Raw genomic sequence first — 14,542 nt, forward strand, 5'->3', positions numbered from 1 at the left:
CCGAAAACATTCAATTTTCCGCATATGTGCGATGGGTAGGACGATATGATCTCTCGGCGTGATTTTCTGCAAACGAGCATGGCGGCGGCCGCGCTGCTCGGGACATCGGGCTTTGGCAGCTGGGCGCGGCTCGCGGCGCAACAGGCGCTGAGCCAGGATCAGCTTCTGGAATTTGACACGTTCGGGAATGTCTCGCTGATCCATGTCACCGACATTCACGCCCAGCTCAAGCCGATCTATTTCCGCGAACCTTCGGTCAATCTCGGCGTCGGCCCGAACAAGGGCGAGGTGCCCCATGTCACCGGCGCTGATTTCCGCCGTCTCTACGGGATCGACGATGGCAGCCCCGCCCATTACGCGCTGAGCTCGGGCGATTTTGCAGCCCTCGCCGCGGGCTATGGCCGCGTCGGCGGGCTCGACCGGGTCGCCACCGTGATCAACGCCATCCGCGCCGACCGGCCCGATGCGCTCTTGCTCGATGGCGGCGACACCTGGCACGGCTCCTACACCTGCTATCACAGCCAGGGGCAGGATATGGTCAATGTGATGAACGCGCTCAAACCCGACGCGATGACCTTCCATTGGGAATTTACCCTCGGCTCCGACCGGGTGACCGAGCTGGTCGAAGGCCTGCCCTATGCGGCGCTCGGCCAGAACATCTTTGACGCCGAATGGGACGAACCGGCGGAGCTTTTCAAGCCTTACGAATTTTTTGAGCGTGGCGGCGTGAAAATCGCCGTCATCGGTCAGGCCTTCCCCTATATGCCGATCGCCAACCCCGGCTGGATGTTCCCGGAATACTCTTTCGGCATCCGCGACGAACATATGCAGCAGATGGTCGACGAGGTCCGCGCCGAAGGCGCCGAGCTGGTGGTTTGCCTGTCGCACAATGGCTTTGACGTGGACAAGAAAATGGCCGGGATCGTCACCGGCATCGACGTGATCCTATCGGGCCATACCCATGACGCCCTGCCCGAACCGGTGCAGGTCGGCGACACGATCATCGTGGCCTCCGGCTCGAACGGCAAATTCGTGAGCCGCGTCGATCTCGACGTGCGCGACGGGCGGATGATGGGCTTTCGGCACAAGCTCATCCCGATCTTCTCGGATGTCATCACCCCCGATGCCGAGATCGCGGCGCTCATCGACGAACAGCGCGCGCCGCACGCCGAGGCGCTGGCCGAGGTGATCGGGCGCACCGACGGGCTGCTCTACCGGCGCGGCAATTTCAACGGCTCCTGGGATGACCTGATTTGCGACGCGCTCCTGACCCGTCGCGAGGCCGAGATCGCGCTCTCGCCCGGCGTCCGCTGGGGCCCGTCGCTGATCCCCGGACAGGACATCACCCGCGAAGACATCTGGGGCGTCACCTCGATGACCTACCCCGAGGCCTATCGCAGCGAGATGACCGGCGAATTCCTCAAGATCGTGCTCGAAGACGTGGCCGACAATATCTTCAACCCTGACCCCTATTACCAACAGGGCGGCGACATGGTCCGCACCGGCGGGCTGGGCTACAAGATCGACATCTCCAAGCCGCAGGGCGAACGGATCACCGACATGACCCTGCTCGCCACCGGTGAGGCGATCGACCCGGCCCGCAACTATGTGGTGGCCGGCTGGGCGAGCGTCAATGAAGGCACCGAAGGCCCGCCGATCTGGGACGTGGTCGAAGAACATATTCGCGATCTCGGCACCGTCTCTCCCGCCGAGAACACCTCTGTTACCGTCACCGGCCTCTAAGGTACGAGGCCCCGCCCCTTTCTGAGAGGAGCCCCCATGATCCCGACCCCCAGACTATCTGCCACGCTCGTCGCGGTGGCGCTCGCAGCCCTCCCGGCCCTGCCGGTGATGGCCGAGGGCGAGCTCCACCGCGTCGCCATCCATGTCGATGAAAGCGACCCGCAGGTGGTGAATATGGCGCTGAACAATGTCGCCAATCTCACCCGCCATTACGAGGCGCTGGGCGATGAGGTGATGGTCGAGCTCGTGACCTACGGGCCGGGGCTTCTCATGCTCATGGCGGGCGAGAGCCCGGTCGAAGACCGGATTTCCGCCATGTCGCTCGAATATGAAAACCTCAGCTTCGCCGCCTGCGGCAACACCCATCGCGCCATGAGCGACCGGGCCGGGACCGAAATCCCGCTGGTGGACGAGGCCAAGATGGTGCCCTCGGGCGTCGTCCGGCTGATCGAGCTGCAGGAAGAGGGCTACGCCTATATCCGGCCCTGACAGGGCCACCCATCGCCGCTGTCGGGGCTCCGGCAGCTTTGACCACTCACAGTAAGAAAGGCCCCGGATGTCCATGACTTTGAAGCCTTCCCGCCGCGCGTTCCTGCGTGGCTCTGCCGCCGCCGCTGGCGCGGGGGCGCTCGCCACCTCGGCGCGGGCGCAATCCGCCGATCCGCTGATCACCGAGGTCCAGCCCTGGGCCAGCGGTCTCGGCGACGGTGTCGATGCCACGCCCTATAGCCTGCCGATCCGCTTTGAGGCGGATGTGATCCGCCGCAATGTCGATTGGCTCACCGCCGATACGATCAGCTCGATCAACTTCACGCCGATCCATGCGCTCGACGGTACGATCACGCCGCAGGGCTGCGCTTTTGAACGCCACCATTCCGGTGCGATCGAGCTGCGCAAACAGGATTACCGCTTGATGATCAACGGCTTGGTCGACCGGCCGCTGGTCTTCACCTATGAGGATCTCGAACGCTTCCCGCGCGAAAACCATGTGTATTTCTGCGAATGCGCCGCCAATTCCGGCATGGAATGGGCCGGGGCCCAGCTCAACGGCGCGCAGTTCACCCATGGCATGATCCACAACATGGAATATACCGGCGTGCCGCTGCGCGCCCTGCTCGAGGAGGCCGGATTCGATGCCTCGGCCAAATGGGTCTATGTCGAAGGCGCTGATGCCTCGTCGAACGGCCGCTCGATCCCGATGGAGAAGGCGCTCGACGATGTGTTCGTCGCGTTCAAGGCCAATGGCGAGGCGCTGCGCAAGGAACATGGCTATCCCGTGCGGCTCGTGGTGCCGGGCTGGGAAGGCAATATGTGGATCAAATGGCTGCGCCGCATCGAAGTGCTCAACGCGCCGGTGGAAAGCCGCGAAGAGACGTCGAAATACACCGATACCCTGGCCGACGGCACCAGCCGCAAATGGACCTGGGAGATGGACGCCAAATCCGTCATCACTTCACCGAGCCCGCAATCCCCCATCACTCACGGAACCGGGCCATTGGTGATCACCGGGCTGGCCTGGTCGGGGCGCGGGGCCATCACCCGCGTCGATGTTTCCAAAGACGGTGGCATCACCTGGGAAACCGCCCGGCTGGCCAAGCCCGGTGAACGGATGGCGATGTCGCGCTTCTATCTCGACACCGATTGGGACGGCAGCGAGATGCTCCTGCAGGCCCGCGCCATGGACGAAACGGGCTATGTCCAGCCGACCAAGGATCAGCTCCGCGAAGTGCGCGGCGAAAACTCGATCTATCACAACAATGGCATCCAGACATGGTGGGTAAAACCCAATGGGGAGGCAGAAAATGTCGAAATTTCTTAAACTCACCGCCGCGCTGATCTGCCTTGCCGGCACTGCCGGGGCCGATACTCTGGGCCTTGGCCGCCCCGCTCTGCCCGAGGAAATCGCCGCCTGGGATCTCGACGTTCTGCCCGATGGCACCGGCCTGCCCGAGGGCTCCGGCTCGGTCGAGGATGGCGAGGCGCTCTTTGCCGATTATTGCGCGATCTGCCACGGCGATTTCGCCGAAGGCGTCGACAATTGGCCGAAACTGGCGGGCGGCGACGGCACGCTGGCGGATAAGGACCCGCTCAAGACCGTGGGCAGCTACTGGCCCTATCTCTCGACCACATGGGATTATGTCCACCGCTCGATGCCCTTCGGCAATGCCCAGACGCTGAGCGATGACGAGGTCTATGCCATCGTCGCCTATATCCTCTATTCCAATTATATCGTCGAAGAGGATTTCGTGCTCAGCCGCGACAATTTCCTCGAGGTCGAGATGCCCAATGCCGACGGGTTCATCATCGATGACCGGGCCGAGACGGAATATCCGCGTTTCGCGGGCGAGCCCTGCATGACCGGCTGCAAGGACGCGGTCGAGATCACCATGCGCGCCGCCGTGCTCGACGTGACGCCCGAGGAAACCAAGGCCAAGAAGGTGCAGCAGCTGGTCGACGCGACCAACCCGCGCAACCCGGCCAAGGCCGCCGCCGACCCCGCGCCCGCAGCCGAGGCCGAGCCCAAGGCAGAGCCCGCCGCCGAGGCAGCCCCGGAAGCTGCAGAAGCCCCTACCGCCCCCGATCCGGCCCTCGTGGCCGAGGGCGAAAAGCTCTTTCGCAAATGCAAGGCCTGCCATCAGGTCGGCGACAAGGCGAAAAACCGCTCGGGCCCGATCCTCAACGGCGTGGTGGACCGCGCCGCGGCCACGGTCGACGGGTTCAAATACTCCAAAGGCATGGTCGCCGCCGCCGAAGACGGGCTGACCTGGGACGACGCCACGCTGCGCGCCTTCCTGACCAAGCCCAAGGACGTGGTGAAAGGCACCAAGATGAGCTTTGCCGGCTTCAAAAAAGACGCCGAGCTCGACGCGATCATCGCCTATCTTTCGACATTTCACGACTGATCTGCGATACTGACACCGGCTCCCTCCGGGGGGCCGGCCCCTCTGACCACCGGAGATGTCGCCATGACACGGATCACCACATCGCTCTTCGCCACAGCCCTCGCCGCCCTCGTGGCCGGGCCCTCTTCGGCCGGGGATCACGCCGTGCTGCTGCCTTATAAGGGCAGTTTCGATGACGCGACCTTTGCCGTGGAAAACGCCATCATCGGGCGCGGCCTCGTCGTCGACTATGTGAGCCACGCGGGCGAAATGCTGGCCCGGACCGCCGCCGATGTCGGCTCGGATGTGAAACTATTTGAAGAGGCGGATATCTTTCTCTTCTGCTCGGCGGCCCTGTCGCGCAAGGTGATGGAGGCCGATCCCACCAATATCGCCCATTGCCCCTATTCGGTCTTCGTCTACGAGCGCGAGGGCGAGGTGGTCATCGGCCACCGCACCTTCCCCGAAGGCCCGATGCAAGAGGTGCAGGCGCTCTTGTCCGAGATCGCCACCGAGGCGGCGGAGTAACCGCCCGGAACACAACCAGCCCGGAACAAGGTGCATAGCACCGCCGGGCAGCGCCCGATCACCGAGCCGGGCAAGCCCGTCCGCGGGGGGGCGCACATCCCTCGTGCAGGCCAGTTTATCTCGCCACCCCAACCCGACCTCACCGACCCATAGGACCGTGCCAAAGCGCCCGCCCAGGGGGCGGACGGGCGCTGCCCGGCGGCGCTACGCGCCTTGTCCCGGGCCTCCTCTCCCCAACAAAAAAGGGCGGCCCCAAGGACCGCCCTCCAATCTCTTAACACCCCACGTCACTCCGCAGGTTGCAGCACCGGCCCACGGTTGAGCGCACGGTCGGCAATAAGCGCCCCCGCCGCGATCGACCCCAGCGCGACCAGCGCCGCAAGGCTGAGCATCGACACGCCCGAGAGACCCGCCCCCACGGTGCAGCCCCCGGCCAGCACGCCGCCAAAGCCCATCAGCGCCGCCCCCGCCGCATAGCGCAGCGTCTGACCGGCAGTCTCAAAGCTCGCGAATTGCAGCTCGCCGCGCAGCAGCGCCGACAGGAACGCGCCGCCAAAGACACCGCCCACAAGGCCCACGCCAAAGCCCGCCGGGATCGAGCTGCTCGCCACGGTCCAGAACAGGCTGTCGGCCCAGGTCGAGGTAAAGGCCAGCGATTGCACCGGCTGCGGCTCGAACTCATCAAAGAAGAGAAGCCCGGTCGCCACCCAGCCCGCCGTGATCAAGAGACCGATCACCGCCGCCAGCGCCACATGCAGCGGACGCGGACGCAGCCAGGCCACAGCCGCGACCAGCCCTGCCACCAGAACCGCACCCCAGGTCACCGCGCCACCGGGCAGCTCGGCCAGCGACGCCAGCCCCGTGTCCACCGTGACCGAGCCCAGCGCCACGCGCAGCGGCGCGAACACGCCCTTGAGCGTGGCATGGGCCACCACGGCAAAGATCAACAGCACCGTCAGCGCCCGCAGGTTGCCAGTGCCGCCCAGCACGGTCAGACGGCTGATGCAGCCCCGGGTCAGCACCATGCCGACGCCAAAGCTCAGCCCGCCGACCGCCACCGCCAACAGCGGCAGCTCGCTCACCATGAGCCGGTGATCCGACAGATCGACCCAGCCCAGCGCAATCGCCGCCGTGGTGCCGGCCACGGCCACCGCCAGCGCGCTGAGCCATGTGCCCAGCGCCGCGCGCTGATCCGACCCGGCCACAAGGCCACGGCGCAGACAGAAGCGGCTGATCTGGGCGGCCACGCCAAACAGCAGGCCAAGCGCCAGCCCGACAAAGAGCTGCGCCCCTTGCGCGTCAAACGGCAGATCATAGGTTTCGAACAACATGGCGGTCTCGCCTCCGGGGATTCGAGTGAATTTCGAAGTCCGCCCTTACATCGTACTTTATATACAGGGGTCAAGAGCGGCCCTATGGGACATCATTCCCATAGGGCCGCCACTTGCGGAATATCATTCCGATCTGGTGGCATTCATGACCAAAGCGCCCCGGCCCGCCGCGCCGCCCTCGTCATTTCCGTCCTATTTTGCGCTCACTCGAATTCCATCTGCTCGAACACCCGACCGGCGTTTTTGGTGGCCAGCTCCTCGAACGTGTCGAGATGGGCATAGGGCGACTGATCGACATAATAGGCCTCAGACAGATCGCCCCCCGCCTCGAGATGTTCGCCAATCTTTTCACGCAGATAGACGAGGTAGTCGCGGGTATAGCGGCGCACCTGCGCCATATTGGTCGGATGGCCATGGCCGGGGATCACATAGGTCGCGCCCAGAGGCTCGAACGCGGTCTCCCATGTCTCGATCCAATCGGCGGTATAGGTATGCTCAAAAATCGGCAGCATTCGCTCGTGAAAGGCCATGTCGCCCGAGATCACAAGGCTCTGCTCGGGCAGCCAGACCACGATATCGCCGGGACTATGCGCCGGGCCGAGATACCGCGCCTCGATCCGCATCTCGCCCATCTCGACAATGTATTCGTCGCTGAAACTCTCGTCGGGCAGGTGGATTTCGGTCCCCTCGCCCTGCTCCCCGGCATAGGCCCGCATCCCGCGCAGCACCTGCGCGCCATACTCCTCGATCTCGGCGGCGGCCTCCTCATGGGCCACCACCTTGACCCCCTGCTCGGCCCAGTAATTGCTGCCCAGCATCGCATGGCCCTGCCCGTTCTCGAGCAGCACCAGCTTGACCTCCTGATCGGTCACCGCGCGGATCTCGTCATGCAGCGCCTTCGCCAACCCATAGGACGCGCCCGCATTGACCACAACCACCCCATCGCCGGTCACGATAAAGCTCAGGTTGTTGTTATGACCCGCGTTCTCATAGGTCGGCGGCGCGGTGGCCCCGATGGCCGAAAACACATGCGGGATCACCTCGACCGGTTTGTCATAGAGCATCGAACCGGGGTATTTGTCGGCAATCTCCTCGCTCGCCGCCGCCATACCGGCCCATAGCAGCGCGACCATCATCGCCCCCCGCATCACGCGCCCTCCGCCACAAACCGATAGGCCTCGCCCGCCCGCTCGATCCGGCCAAGCCCGCCGTCGGGCAGGTGATAGCCAATCAGCCGCATCTCCTCCGTCACCAGCATGTCGAGCAGCCGCAGCCGCGTCGCCGCCCCCTGCGCCGGGTCCTGATCCGAACCCAGCTCCCAGCTCGGCCGCGCCAGCGCCACATGGCCGTTGACGATCGCATCCCCCGCCACCAAGAGCGCCTCGCTCCCGCCCTGCAGCACAAAGGACATATGCCCCGGCGTATGGCCATGGCTCGCCAGCGCCACCAGCCCGGGCAGGATCTCCTCGCCATCCGCCACCGCCGTGATCCGCTCTTCCACCAGCTCGAGCCGCCGCGCCGCGCCCACCGCGAAACTCGCCCGCGCCTCGCCGATCGTCTCCACCGTCTCCGGGTCGCGCCAATAGTTCCACTCGGCATCGCCCATCAGATGCGCCGCCTCCGAAAACACCGGCTCGTCGAAATCATCGAGCACCCCCCAGAGGTGATCGGGATGACCATGGGTGAACACCACATGGGTCACATCCTGCGGCGCCACACCGATCACATCGAGCGCCTCAATGAGCTCCCCGGCGCTTTCCATAAACGCAGGCCCCGCGCCGCAATCAAAGAGCACCACCGCCCCCTCGCGCCGCGCCAGCGTCACGTTGCAGGGCGAGGCGATCATCTCCCCCGAGAGCCCCTGCGCCTCGAGGATCGGGGCCAGCTCGGCCTCGGGCAGCCCGTCAAAATAAAACCCGCGCGGCAGGCTGAGATGGCCATCGCTGACGCTCGTCACCTGCCAGTCGCCCACCGTTGTGCTGACCTGCGCCCAGAGCCGCCCGGACGCGCCAAGCATCATCCCCGCCCCCGCCAGCGCCAGAAACTCTCTGCGTGTGCTCGCCATTTGATCCCCCCTTTGGCCCGCATGGCCCCTATGACCCGTGTGACCCATATGACCCGCGCCGCAGGCCAGATATTTATTCCATTTCATGAATATGATCCCCGCCCGCCCCCTTTGGCAAGCGTCGATTGCCACCCGCGCGACAGCCCGCCGAGCGAAAGCTTAGCTTACACAAATGGTTAGGATAATCCACTTTTGGTAAGCGATCCCGGGTGCTACCCTGCGCCCAGCCCGGCAGGGCTTTGCCACCGCCGCCCCTCCCATTTCGGACAGATCATGACGCCCAACCCCTTTTCCCCCGACACCAAACGCCCCAAGACCACCGAGGGCGTGTTTTCCGCCGCCGAAGTCGGGCTCGCCAACCGCAATTCCGGGCTGCTTCTCGAAACGCTGACCCGTGACATCACCCCCACCGGGGCGCATTACCTGCTCAACCATTTCGACGTGCCGCTGATCGACGAGGCGGAGCACAGGCTTACCTTCTCCGGCGCTTTCGACGCGCCCTATAGCCTGACGATGGACGAGATCCGCGCGCTGCCCAGCGAAACCCTGCCGGTGACGCTCGAATGCGCCGGCAATGGCCGCGCCGGGGTCAGCCCCCGCGCCTATTCGATGCCCTGGATGTATGAGGCGGTCGGCACCTCGGAATGGACCGGCACGCCGCTCGCGCCGCTCATCGCCCGCGCCAAGCCACAGAATGGCGTGCAGGATTTCGCCTTCACCGGGGCTGATTTCGGCTTTGACAAGGGCCAGCCCCATGCCTTTGGCCGCTCGCTCACCCCTGATGAGCTGGCCGCGCTCGACGTGATGCTGATCTGGGGCATGAACGGCCAGCCCCTCTTGCCGCAACATGGCGCGCCGCTGCGCCTCATCGTGCCCGGCTGGTATGGCATGGCCTCGGTCAAATGGCTCACCGACATCTCGGCGCTGACCTCCCGCTATGACGGGTTCCAACAGGTGCAGACCTACCGCTTTCGCACAGATGAAAACGATCCGGGCCGCCCAGTGACCACGATCCGCGTCAAATCGCTGATGGCGCCGCCGGGCGTGCCCGACTGGATCAGCCGCGAACGCTGGCTCGAACCGGGGCGCGTGACGCTGCGCGGCCGCGCCTGGTCCGGTGGCGGCACGCCCATCGCCCGGGTCGAGGTGGAAACCCCCGAGGGCTGGCAAGAGGCGACGCTTGATGCCCCTGTCGGGCGCTACGCCTGGACCGGCTGGCATCTCGACTGGCAGGCCACCCCCGGTCGCCATGTGCTCGCCTGCCGCGCCACCGATGCCGAGGGCCGCACCCAGCCCATCGAGCCGCCCTTCGACATGGCGGGCTTTGCCAATAATGCGGTGCAGAAAACCGTGGTCCATGTGGCCCAACCGGACGCGATCCAGAAAGACAGCTGAATGACCCAAGATAAGAAACGCGGTGCCGACCATCTCGTCGCCGCCCTGATCCGCGCCGGTGTGCGCCATGTCTTCGCGCTGTCCGGCAACCAGATCATGCCGGTTTTCGATGCCGCGCTCGGCACCGATTTGCGGCTCCATCACACCCGCCACGAGGGCGCGACCGGCTTCATGGCCGAGGCCTATGCCCAGATGACCGGCGAGGTCGGCGTCGCCATGGTCACCGCCGGCGGCGGGCTCGGCAATGCGCTCACCGCGCTGATCTCGGCCACCTATTCGCAAACGCCGATCCTGCTCATGTCCGGCGACAGCCCGGTGTCGGGCGACGGCACCGGCGCCTTTCAAGAGATGGATCAGATCGGGCTCACCCGGCCGCTCACCAAGGCGAGCGAACGGATCACCGACCCGGCGCAGTTTCCCGAAACCGTGGCGCGGCTTCTCTCCATCGCCCGCGACGGCATCCCCGGCCCGGTGCACCTGTCACTGCCCGACGACATGCTGCGGATCGAAACACCCGCGCCCGCGCCCTACCCCGAGGTAACGCTCCCGACCACCGATCTGCCCAGCAGCGCCACGCCCGATCTCGACCGGCTGACCGCGGCGCTTGGGGCCGCGCAAAAGCCGCTGGTGATCCTCGGCCCGCTGCTGTCGGACACCCGCTACCCGGGTCTCGCCGACACGCTCCGCCGCGCGCTCGCCGCGCCGGTCTTCTGTGTCGAAAGCCCCCGAGGTCTCAACGACCCGATGCTGGGCCGCTGGAAAGAGGCGCTGCGCGAGGCCGATCTCGTCGTCTCGCTGGGCAAGCCGGTGGATGTGACCCTCGGCTTTGGCAAGACCGAAAACGCCCCCAACGCCCGCTGGCATGTGGTGACACCGGACGAGCGCGACGCCGGGATCGCACGCGGCAATCTTGGCGAAAGGCTCGATCAGCTCTGGTCCGCCGATCCCCGCGCCGTGGCGCAGGCGCTCACCGAGGCGACACCCACCGCCGACCGGGCTGCCTGGGTCGATCATGTCACCACCCTCATCGCCGCCCAGGTGCCCGAGGCCGCCGACAGCGCCCGGCTCGACAGCGCCTCGGTCTGCCACGCCATTCAGCGCGTCGCCCAGGACAGCCCCAACCCGGTGGTGATCCGCGATGGCGGCGAGTTCGGGCAATGGGCGCAGGCGCTCATCCGTGCGCCCCGCATGCTCACCAATGGCGTCTCCGGCGTCATCGGCGGCGGGCTCTGCTATGCGCTCGGCGCCCGCGCCGCCGATCCCACGGCGAGCGTCTTCACCATGATGGGCGACGGCACCGTGGGCTTTCACCTGCCCGAGTTCGAAACCGCCTTGCGCGAGAACCTCCCCTTCGTGGCGGTGATCGGCAATGACCATCGCTGGAACGCCGAGTACCTCATCCAGCAGCGCGACTATGGCGCCGACCGCACCCATGGCTGCGAGCTCTCGGGCGCGCGCTATGATCTGGCGGTGGAGGCGCTGGGCGGCTTTGGCGCCCATGTCACCCGTCATGAGGATCTCGAACCGGCGCTCCGCGCCGCTCTGGCGAGCGGGCTGCCCGCCTGCGTCAATGTCGAGATCGAGACCATTCCCGCGCCGAAATTCCCCTGACCGGCCCCTCGGCCCAGCACCCGCCCGGACCTGTTAACCTTTGGTCCGGGCCGCAAAACCCGCACTGTCGCGTGACCGACGTGATACCGACGTGTCACCGACAGGCCATTTTGGCGGGGTTTCGGTGAATTAACCCTTTGTCCCGCGCGGTATTTTCGCCGCGCAATCCTCGTGCAATCCTCTCACGTTTGAGAGAGGCTGTTGAAACGATCCGGCCTCAACAGTGGGATTCTGCCGCCACCGGCCCCATATTCGGCTCAACCCAATGACTGACGGACGGAGGACCGACATGACCTATCGCAAAGACCAAGACGCCATCGCCCGCCTCACCCCCGAACAATACCGCGTGACCCAGGAAAACGGTACCGAACGCCCCGGAAGTGGCGAGTATCTCGACAATAAAGAGCCTGGTATCTATGTGGATATCGTCTCTGGCGAGCCGCTGTTCGCCAGCTCGGACAAATACGAATCCGGCTGCGGCTGGCCCAGCTTTACCAAGCCGATCGTCACCGATCATATCCATGAGCTGCGCGACACGACTCATGGTATGATCCGCACCGAGGTGCGCTCATCCCATGGCGACAGCCATCTGGGCCATGTGTTCCCCGACGGGCCGGCGGAGACCGGCGGCCTGCGCTATTGCATCAATTCCGCCAGCCTGCGGTTCATCCCTCGCGACGAGATGGAGGCCGAAGGCTACGGCGACTACCTGGATCAAGTGGAGGATATCCGATGACTGAACGTGCTGTACTCGCTGGCGGTTGTTTCTGGGGCATGCAGGACCTGATCCGCAAGCTTCCCGGGGTTATTTCCACCCGCGTCGGCTATACCGGCGGCGACGTGCCCCACGCCACCTATCGCAACCACGGCACCCATGCCGAGGGGATCGAAATCCACTACGATCCGGCCAAGACGAGCTTTCGCGAGCTGCTCGAGTTTTTCTTCCAGATCCACGACCCGACCACCGCCAACCGTCAGGGCAATGACATGGGCGCGAGCTATCGCTCGGCCATTTACTATGTCGACGAGACCCAGAAACAGGTGGCGCTCGACACGATTGCCGATGTGAACGCCTCCGGTCTCTGGCCGGGCCAGGTGGTGACCGAGGTCGAGCCGGTGGGCGATTTCTGGGAGGCCGAACCCGAGCATCAGGATTATCTCGAGCGCTTCCCCAATGGCTATACCTGCCATTTCCCGCGCCCCGACTGGGTGCTGCCCAAGCGCAAGGCCGACAGCGCCGCCTGAACGCCTCAACACGCCATGGCCGGGCGGCCCCTGCCGCCCCGCCGCGCCCCACCTGTCCGAAAGCCCCCGCTTTCGGCAAACAGAGAGGACGTGCCATGCAATTCGGAGGACTTCATCACCCCGCGCCCGAGCTGCGCGTCACCCACTGGATCGACGCCAAGGGTGCCCCGCTGGAGCGCCCGCTTCGGCTGGCCGATCTGGGGGCTGGATATAAAATACTCTATTGTTTTCAACACTGGTGCCCCGGCTGCCATTCGCGCGGCTTTCCGACGCTGCGGCTGCTGCAGGACCGGCTGGCCGATAGAAACGTGGGCTTTGCCGTGATCCAGACGGTGTTCGAAGGGGCGCAGGAAAACACGCCGGACAAGCTGCGCCTGAACCAGGAGCGCTACGGGCTGCACATGCCCTTTGGGCACGATCTCCCGCCCGAGGGCGAACGTTACCCGACCTTCATGGAGGATTACCGATCCGGCGGCACGCCATGGTTCACCGTGATCGACCCCGAGGGGCGCGTGGTGCATGCCGATTTCCGTCTCGATGCGGCCCGGCTTCTGGGGGCGCTCGACGCGGAAACGCTCGACTTTGATGACGCCTGCCATACCACCACAGGCAGCGCCCGGGATGACCTGGCTTAGACCCGATAGCCGGTCATCTGGGCCATAAGATGCCCCTCTGCGCCGCGCTCGCGGCGCAGGCTCAGCGGCGAGCAATTGTGGATCTGCCGGAACACTTTGGAGAAATGCGAGGCCGAGCTAAAGCCGCAGGCCATGGCGATCTCGATCACCGTGAGATCGGTCTGCAGGATGAGTCGATAGGCCTTTTGCACGCGGAATTCATTGTAATAGCGTTTGGGCGACCGCCCGAGGTGATGTTTGAACAGCCGCTCAAGCTGCCGGGTGGAAATCCCCACCTCTTCGGCAATCTCCGAGGGCGTCGGCGGCATCTCGATCTCGCGCTCCATGACGTTGAGCGCCTTGACCACCACCGGATGCCGGACGCTTTCCCGCTCGGCGGCGGTCATCCGGGTTTCGCGCTGAATGGCGTGGATGTTGGTGTAATTCATATTGGCCGCGACCCCGGTCGCCACCTCGCCGCCCAGCGCCCGGGTGAACAGCGCCAGCATCAGGTCGATCGCCGTGGTCCCGCCTGCGGTGGTGAAATAGCCGTCCTCGAGCACGTAGAACTCATCACAGAGCGGCACGGTGTCGAAGATTTCCGCGAAACTTTCGCTGTTCTCCCAATGGATCGTCGCGCGGCGATCATCCATCAGCCCCGCCTTGGCCAGTGTATGCGCCGCCGTGCAGAGCCCGCCCACCGGCAGGCCCCGCCGCGCCATGCGCCGCAGATAGGCCAGCACCGCGTCGGTGCTGCCCGCGTCCACCTCGACCCCGCCGACCACAACGAGCGTGTCACCGGGCCGCAGATCCTCGAGCCCCATGTCGAGCGCGGCGGAAAAGCCCAGAGAAGATTGTTTCGACACCCCGCCTTCGCCACAGAGCGCCCAGCTGAATTGCTGAAATTTCAGCACCTTATTGGCCTGACGCAGCGCCTCGAGCGCGGTGGTCAGCGACAGGTGCGAGAAATTATCGAGAAGCAGAAAGACAAACCGCGCAGGCCCCTGACCGCCCCGGTCGAAATGCATCGCCCAGTAATCCTTGGCGGGTGTCGTCGGGGATATGTCGCGGCGGCTCATCGGGTCGGCGTCCTGCATTCTCGTCGCAACGCAAAATCTCGGCGCCACT

14 protein-coding genes are annotated in these 14,542 nt (G+C 65.3%); 10 read left to right on the forward strand and 4 right to left on the reverse strand.

The window, feature by feature from the left end:
- The first annotated feature begins 45 nt into the window (after window positions 1–45).
- From soxB to WA237_RS11065, 5 genes are all read left to right on the forward strand, one after another.
- Entirely contained in the window at window positions 46–1,743 is a 1,698-nt protein-coding gene (gene soxB, locus WA237_RS11045; RefSeq protein WP_336097721.1) for a thiosulfohydrolase SoxB, read from the forward strand.
- Window positions 1,744–1,779: 36 nt separating this feature from the next.
- A complete protein-coding gene (locus tag WA237_RS11050) occupies window positions 1,780–2,232 on the forward strand; it encodes a DsrE family protein (protein ID WP_336097722.1) in 453 nt (150 codons plus the stop codon).
- 73 nt (window positions 2,233–2,305) lie between these two features.
- Window positions 2,306–3,562: a sulfite dehydrogenase gene (gene soxC, locus WA237_RS11055; protein WP_442970259.1), complete on the forward strand. Its 1,257-nt coding sequence runs from the start codon at window positions 2,306–2,308 to the stop codon at window positions 3,560–3,562.
- Window positions 3,546–4,646, forward strand: a complete 1,101-nt coding sequence (locus WA237_RS11060; RefSeq protein ID WP_336097724.1) for a c-type cytochrome — start codon at window positions 3,546–3,548, stop codon at window positions 4,644–4,646. Before soxC ends, WA237_RS11060 begins: the two co-directional genes overlap by 17 nt.
- A 63-nt stretch (window positions 4,647–4,709) precedes the next feature.
- Window positions 4,710–5,153 (forward strand): DUF302 domain-containing protein, encoded by a 444-nt coding sequence (locus WA237_RS11065; RefSeq protein ID WP_009814094.1) that lies wholly within the window; start codon window positions 4,710–4,712, stop codon window positions 5,151–5,153.
- A 287-nt stretch (window positions 5,154–5,440) separates the two neighbouring features.
- On the opposite strand, the gene WA237_RS11070 is transcribed toward WA237_RS11065, so the two are convergent.
- From WA237_RS11070 to WA237_RS11080, 3 genes are all read right to left on the reverse strand, one after another.
- Complete coding sequence (locus WA237_RS11070) at window positions 5,441–6,484, reverse strand: YeeE/YedE family protein (protein WP_336097725.1); 1,044 nt, start codon at window positions 6,482–6,484, stop codon at window positions 5,441–5,443.
- Between the two features lie 203 nt (window positions 6,485–6,687).
- On the reverse strand, window positions 6,688–7,632 hold the full coding sequence (locus tag WA237_RS11075) for an MBL fold metallo-hydrolase (RefSeq protein ID WP_336097726.1): 945 nt from the start codon (window positions 7,630–7,632) through the stop codon (window positions 6,688–6,690).
- The gene (locus tag WA237_RS11080; protein ID WP_336097727.1) at window positions 7,632–8,549 is read right to left on the reverse strand and encodes an MBL fold metallo-hydrolase; all 918 of its coding nucleotides are present in this window, start codon (window positions 8,547–8,549) and stop codon (window positions 7,632–7,634) included. Before WA237_RS11080 ends, WA237_RS11075 begins: the two co-directional genes overlap by 1 nt.
- Before the next feature lie 273 nt (window positions 8,550–8,822).
- Between WA237_RS11080 and WA237_RS11085 the strand changes: the two genes are divergently transcribed.
- The 5 genes from WA237_RS11085 (at window position 8,823) to WA237_RS11105 (ending at window position 13,435) form a co-directional block, all read left to right on the forward strand.
- Window positions 8,823–9,944: a sulfite oxidase gene (locus WA237_RS11085; RefSeq protein WP_336097728.1), complete on the forward strand. Its 1,122-nt coding sequence runs from the start codon at window positions 8,823–8,825 to the stop codon at window positions 9,942–9,944.
- A complete protein-coding gene (locus WA237_RS11090) occupies window positions 9,945–11,555 on the forward strand; it encodes a thiamine pyrophosphate-binding protein (RefSeq protein ID WP_336097729.1) in 1,611 nt (536 codons plus the stop codon).
- Window positions 11,556–11,844: 289 nt separating this feature from the next.
- Window positions 11,845–12,291, forward strand: coding sequence for a peptide-methionine (R)-S-oxide reductase MsrB (gene msrB, locus WA237_RS11095; protein WP_336097730.1), 447 nt, complete (start codon window positions 11,845–11,847; stop codon window positions 12,289–12,291).
- Window positions 12,288–12,800 (forward strand): peptide-methionine (S)-S-oxide reductase MsrA, encoded by a 513-nt coding sequence (gene msrA, locus WA237_RS11100; RefSeq protein WP_216014829.1) that lies wholly within the window; start codon window positions 12,288–12,290, stop codon window positions 12,798–12,800. Before msrB ends, msrA begins: the two co-directional genes overlap by 4 nt.
- Before the next feature lie 95 nt (window positions 12,801–12,895).
- The gene (locus WA237_RS11105; RefSeq protein ID WP_336097731.1) at window positions 12,896–13,435 is read left to right on the forward strand and encodes a peroxiredoxin family protein; all 540 of its coding nucleotides are present in this window, start codon (window positions 12,896–12,898) and stop codon (window positions 13,433–13,435) included.
- Here the strand turns inward: WA237_RS11105 and WA237_RS11110 are convergent.
- Complete coding sequence (locus tag WA237_RS11110; protein ID WP_336097732.1) at window positions 13,432–14,511, reverse strand: GlxA family transcriptional regulator; 1,080 nt, start codon at window positions 14,509–14,511, stop codon at window positions 13,432–13,434. The genes WA237_RS11105 and WA237_RS11110 overlap by 4 nt on opposite strands.
- Between the last annotated feature and the right edge of the window lie 31 nt (window positions 14,512–14,542).

The sequence above is a fragment of the Roseovarius sp. CH_XMU1461 genome (assembly GCF_037027165.1).
Lineage (GTDB): Bacteria > Pseudomonadota > Alphaproteobacteria > Rhodobacterales > Rhodobacteraceae > Roseovarius > Roseovarius nubinhibens.

Coding starts and splice junctions, on each gene's coding strand:
- soxB (WP_336097721.1), top strand. CDS start 46: ATGATCTCTCGGCGTGATTTTCTGCAAACGAGCATGGCGGCGGCCGCG.
- WA237_RS11050 (WP_336097722.1), top strand. CDS start 1,780: ATGATCCCGACCCCCAGACTATCTGCCACGCTCGTCGCGGTGGCGCTC.
- soxC (WP_442970259.1), top strand. CDS start 2,306: ATGACTTTGAAGCCTTCCCGCCGCGCGTTCCTGCGTGGCTCTGCCGCC.
- WA237_RS11060 (WP_336097724.1), top strand. CDS start 3,546: ATGTCGAAATTTCTTAAACTCACCGCCGCGCTGATCTGCCTTGCCGGC.
- WA237_RS11065 (WP_009814094.1), top strand. CDS start 4,710: ATGACACGGATCACCACATCGCTCTTCGCCACAGCCCTCGCCGCCCTC.
- WA237_RS11070 (WP_336097725.1), bottom strand. CDS start 6,484: ATGTTGTTCGAAACCTATGATCTGCCGTTTGACGCGCAAGGGGCGCAG.
- WA237_RS11075 (WP_336097726.1), bottom strand. CDS start 7,632: ATGCGGGGGGCGATGATGGTCGCGCTGCTATGGGCCGGTATGGCGGCG.
- WA237_RS11080 (WP_336097727.1), bottom strand. CDS start 8,549: ATGGCGAGCACACGCAGAGAGTTTCTGGCGCTGGCGGGGGCGGGGATG.
- WA237_RS11085 (WP_336097728.1), top strand. CDS start 8,823: ATGACGCCCAACCCCTTTTCCCCCGACACCAAACGCCCCAAGACCACC.
- WA237_RS11090 (WP_336097729.1), top strand. CDS start 9,945: ATGACCCAAGATAAGAAACGCGGTGCCGACCATCTCGTCGCCGCCCTG.
- msrB (WP_336097730.1), top strand. CDS start 11,845: ATGACCTATCGCAAAGACCAAGACGCCATCGCCCGCCTCACCCCCGAA.
- msrA (WP_216014829.1), top strand. CDS start 12,288: ATGACTGAACGTGCTGTACTCGCTGGCGGTTGTTTCTGGGGCATGCAG.
- WA237_RS11105 (WP_336097731.1), top strand. CDS start 12,896: ATGCAATTCGGAGGACTTCATCACCCCGCGCCCGAGCTGCGCGTCACC.
- WA237_RS11110 (WP_336097732.1), bottom strand. CDS start 14,511: ATGCAGGACGCCGACCCGATGAGCCGCCGCGACATATCCCCGACGACA.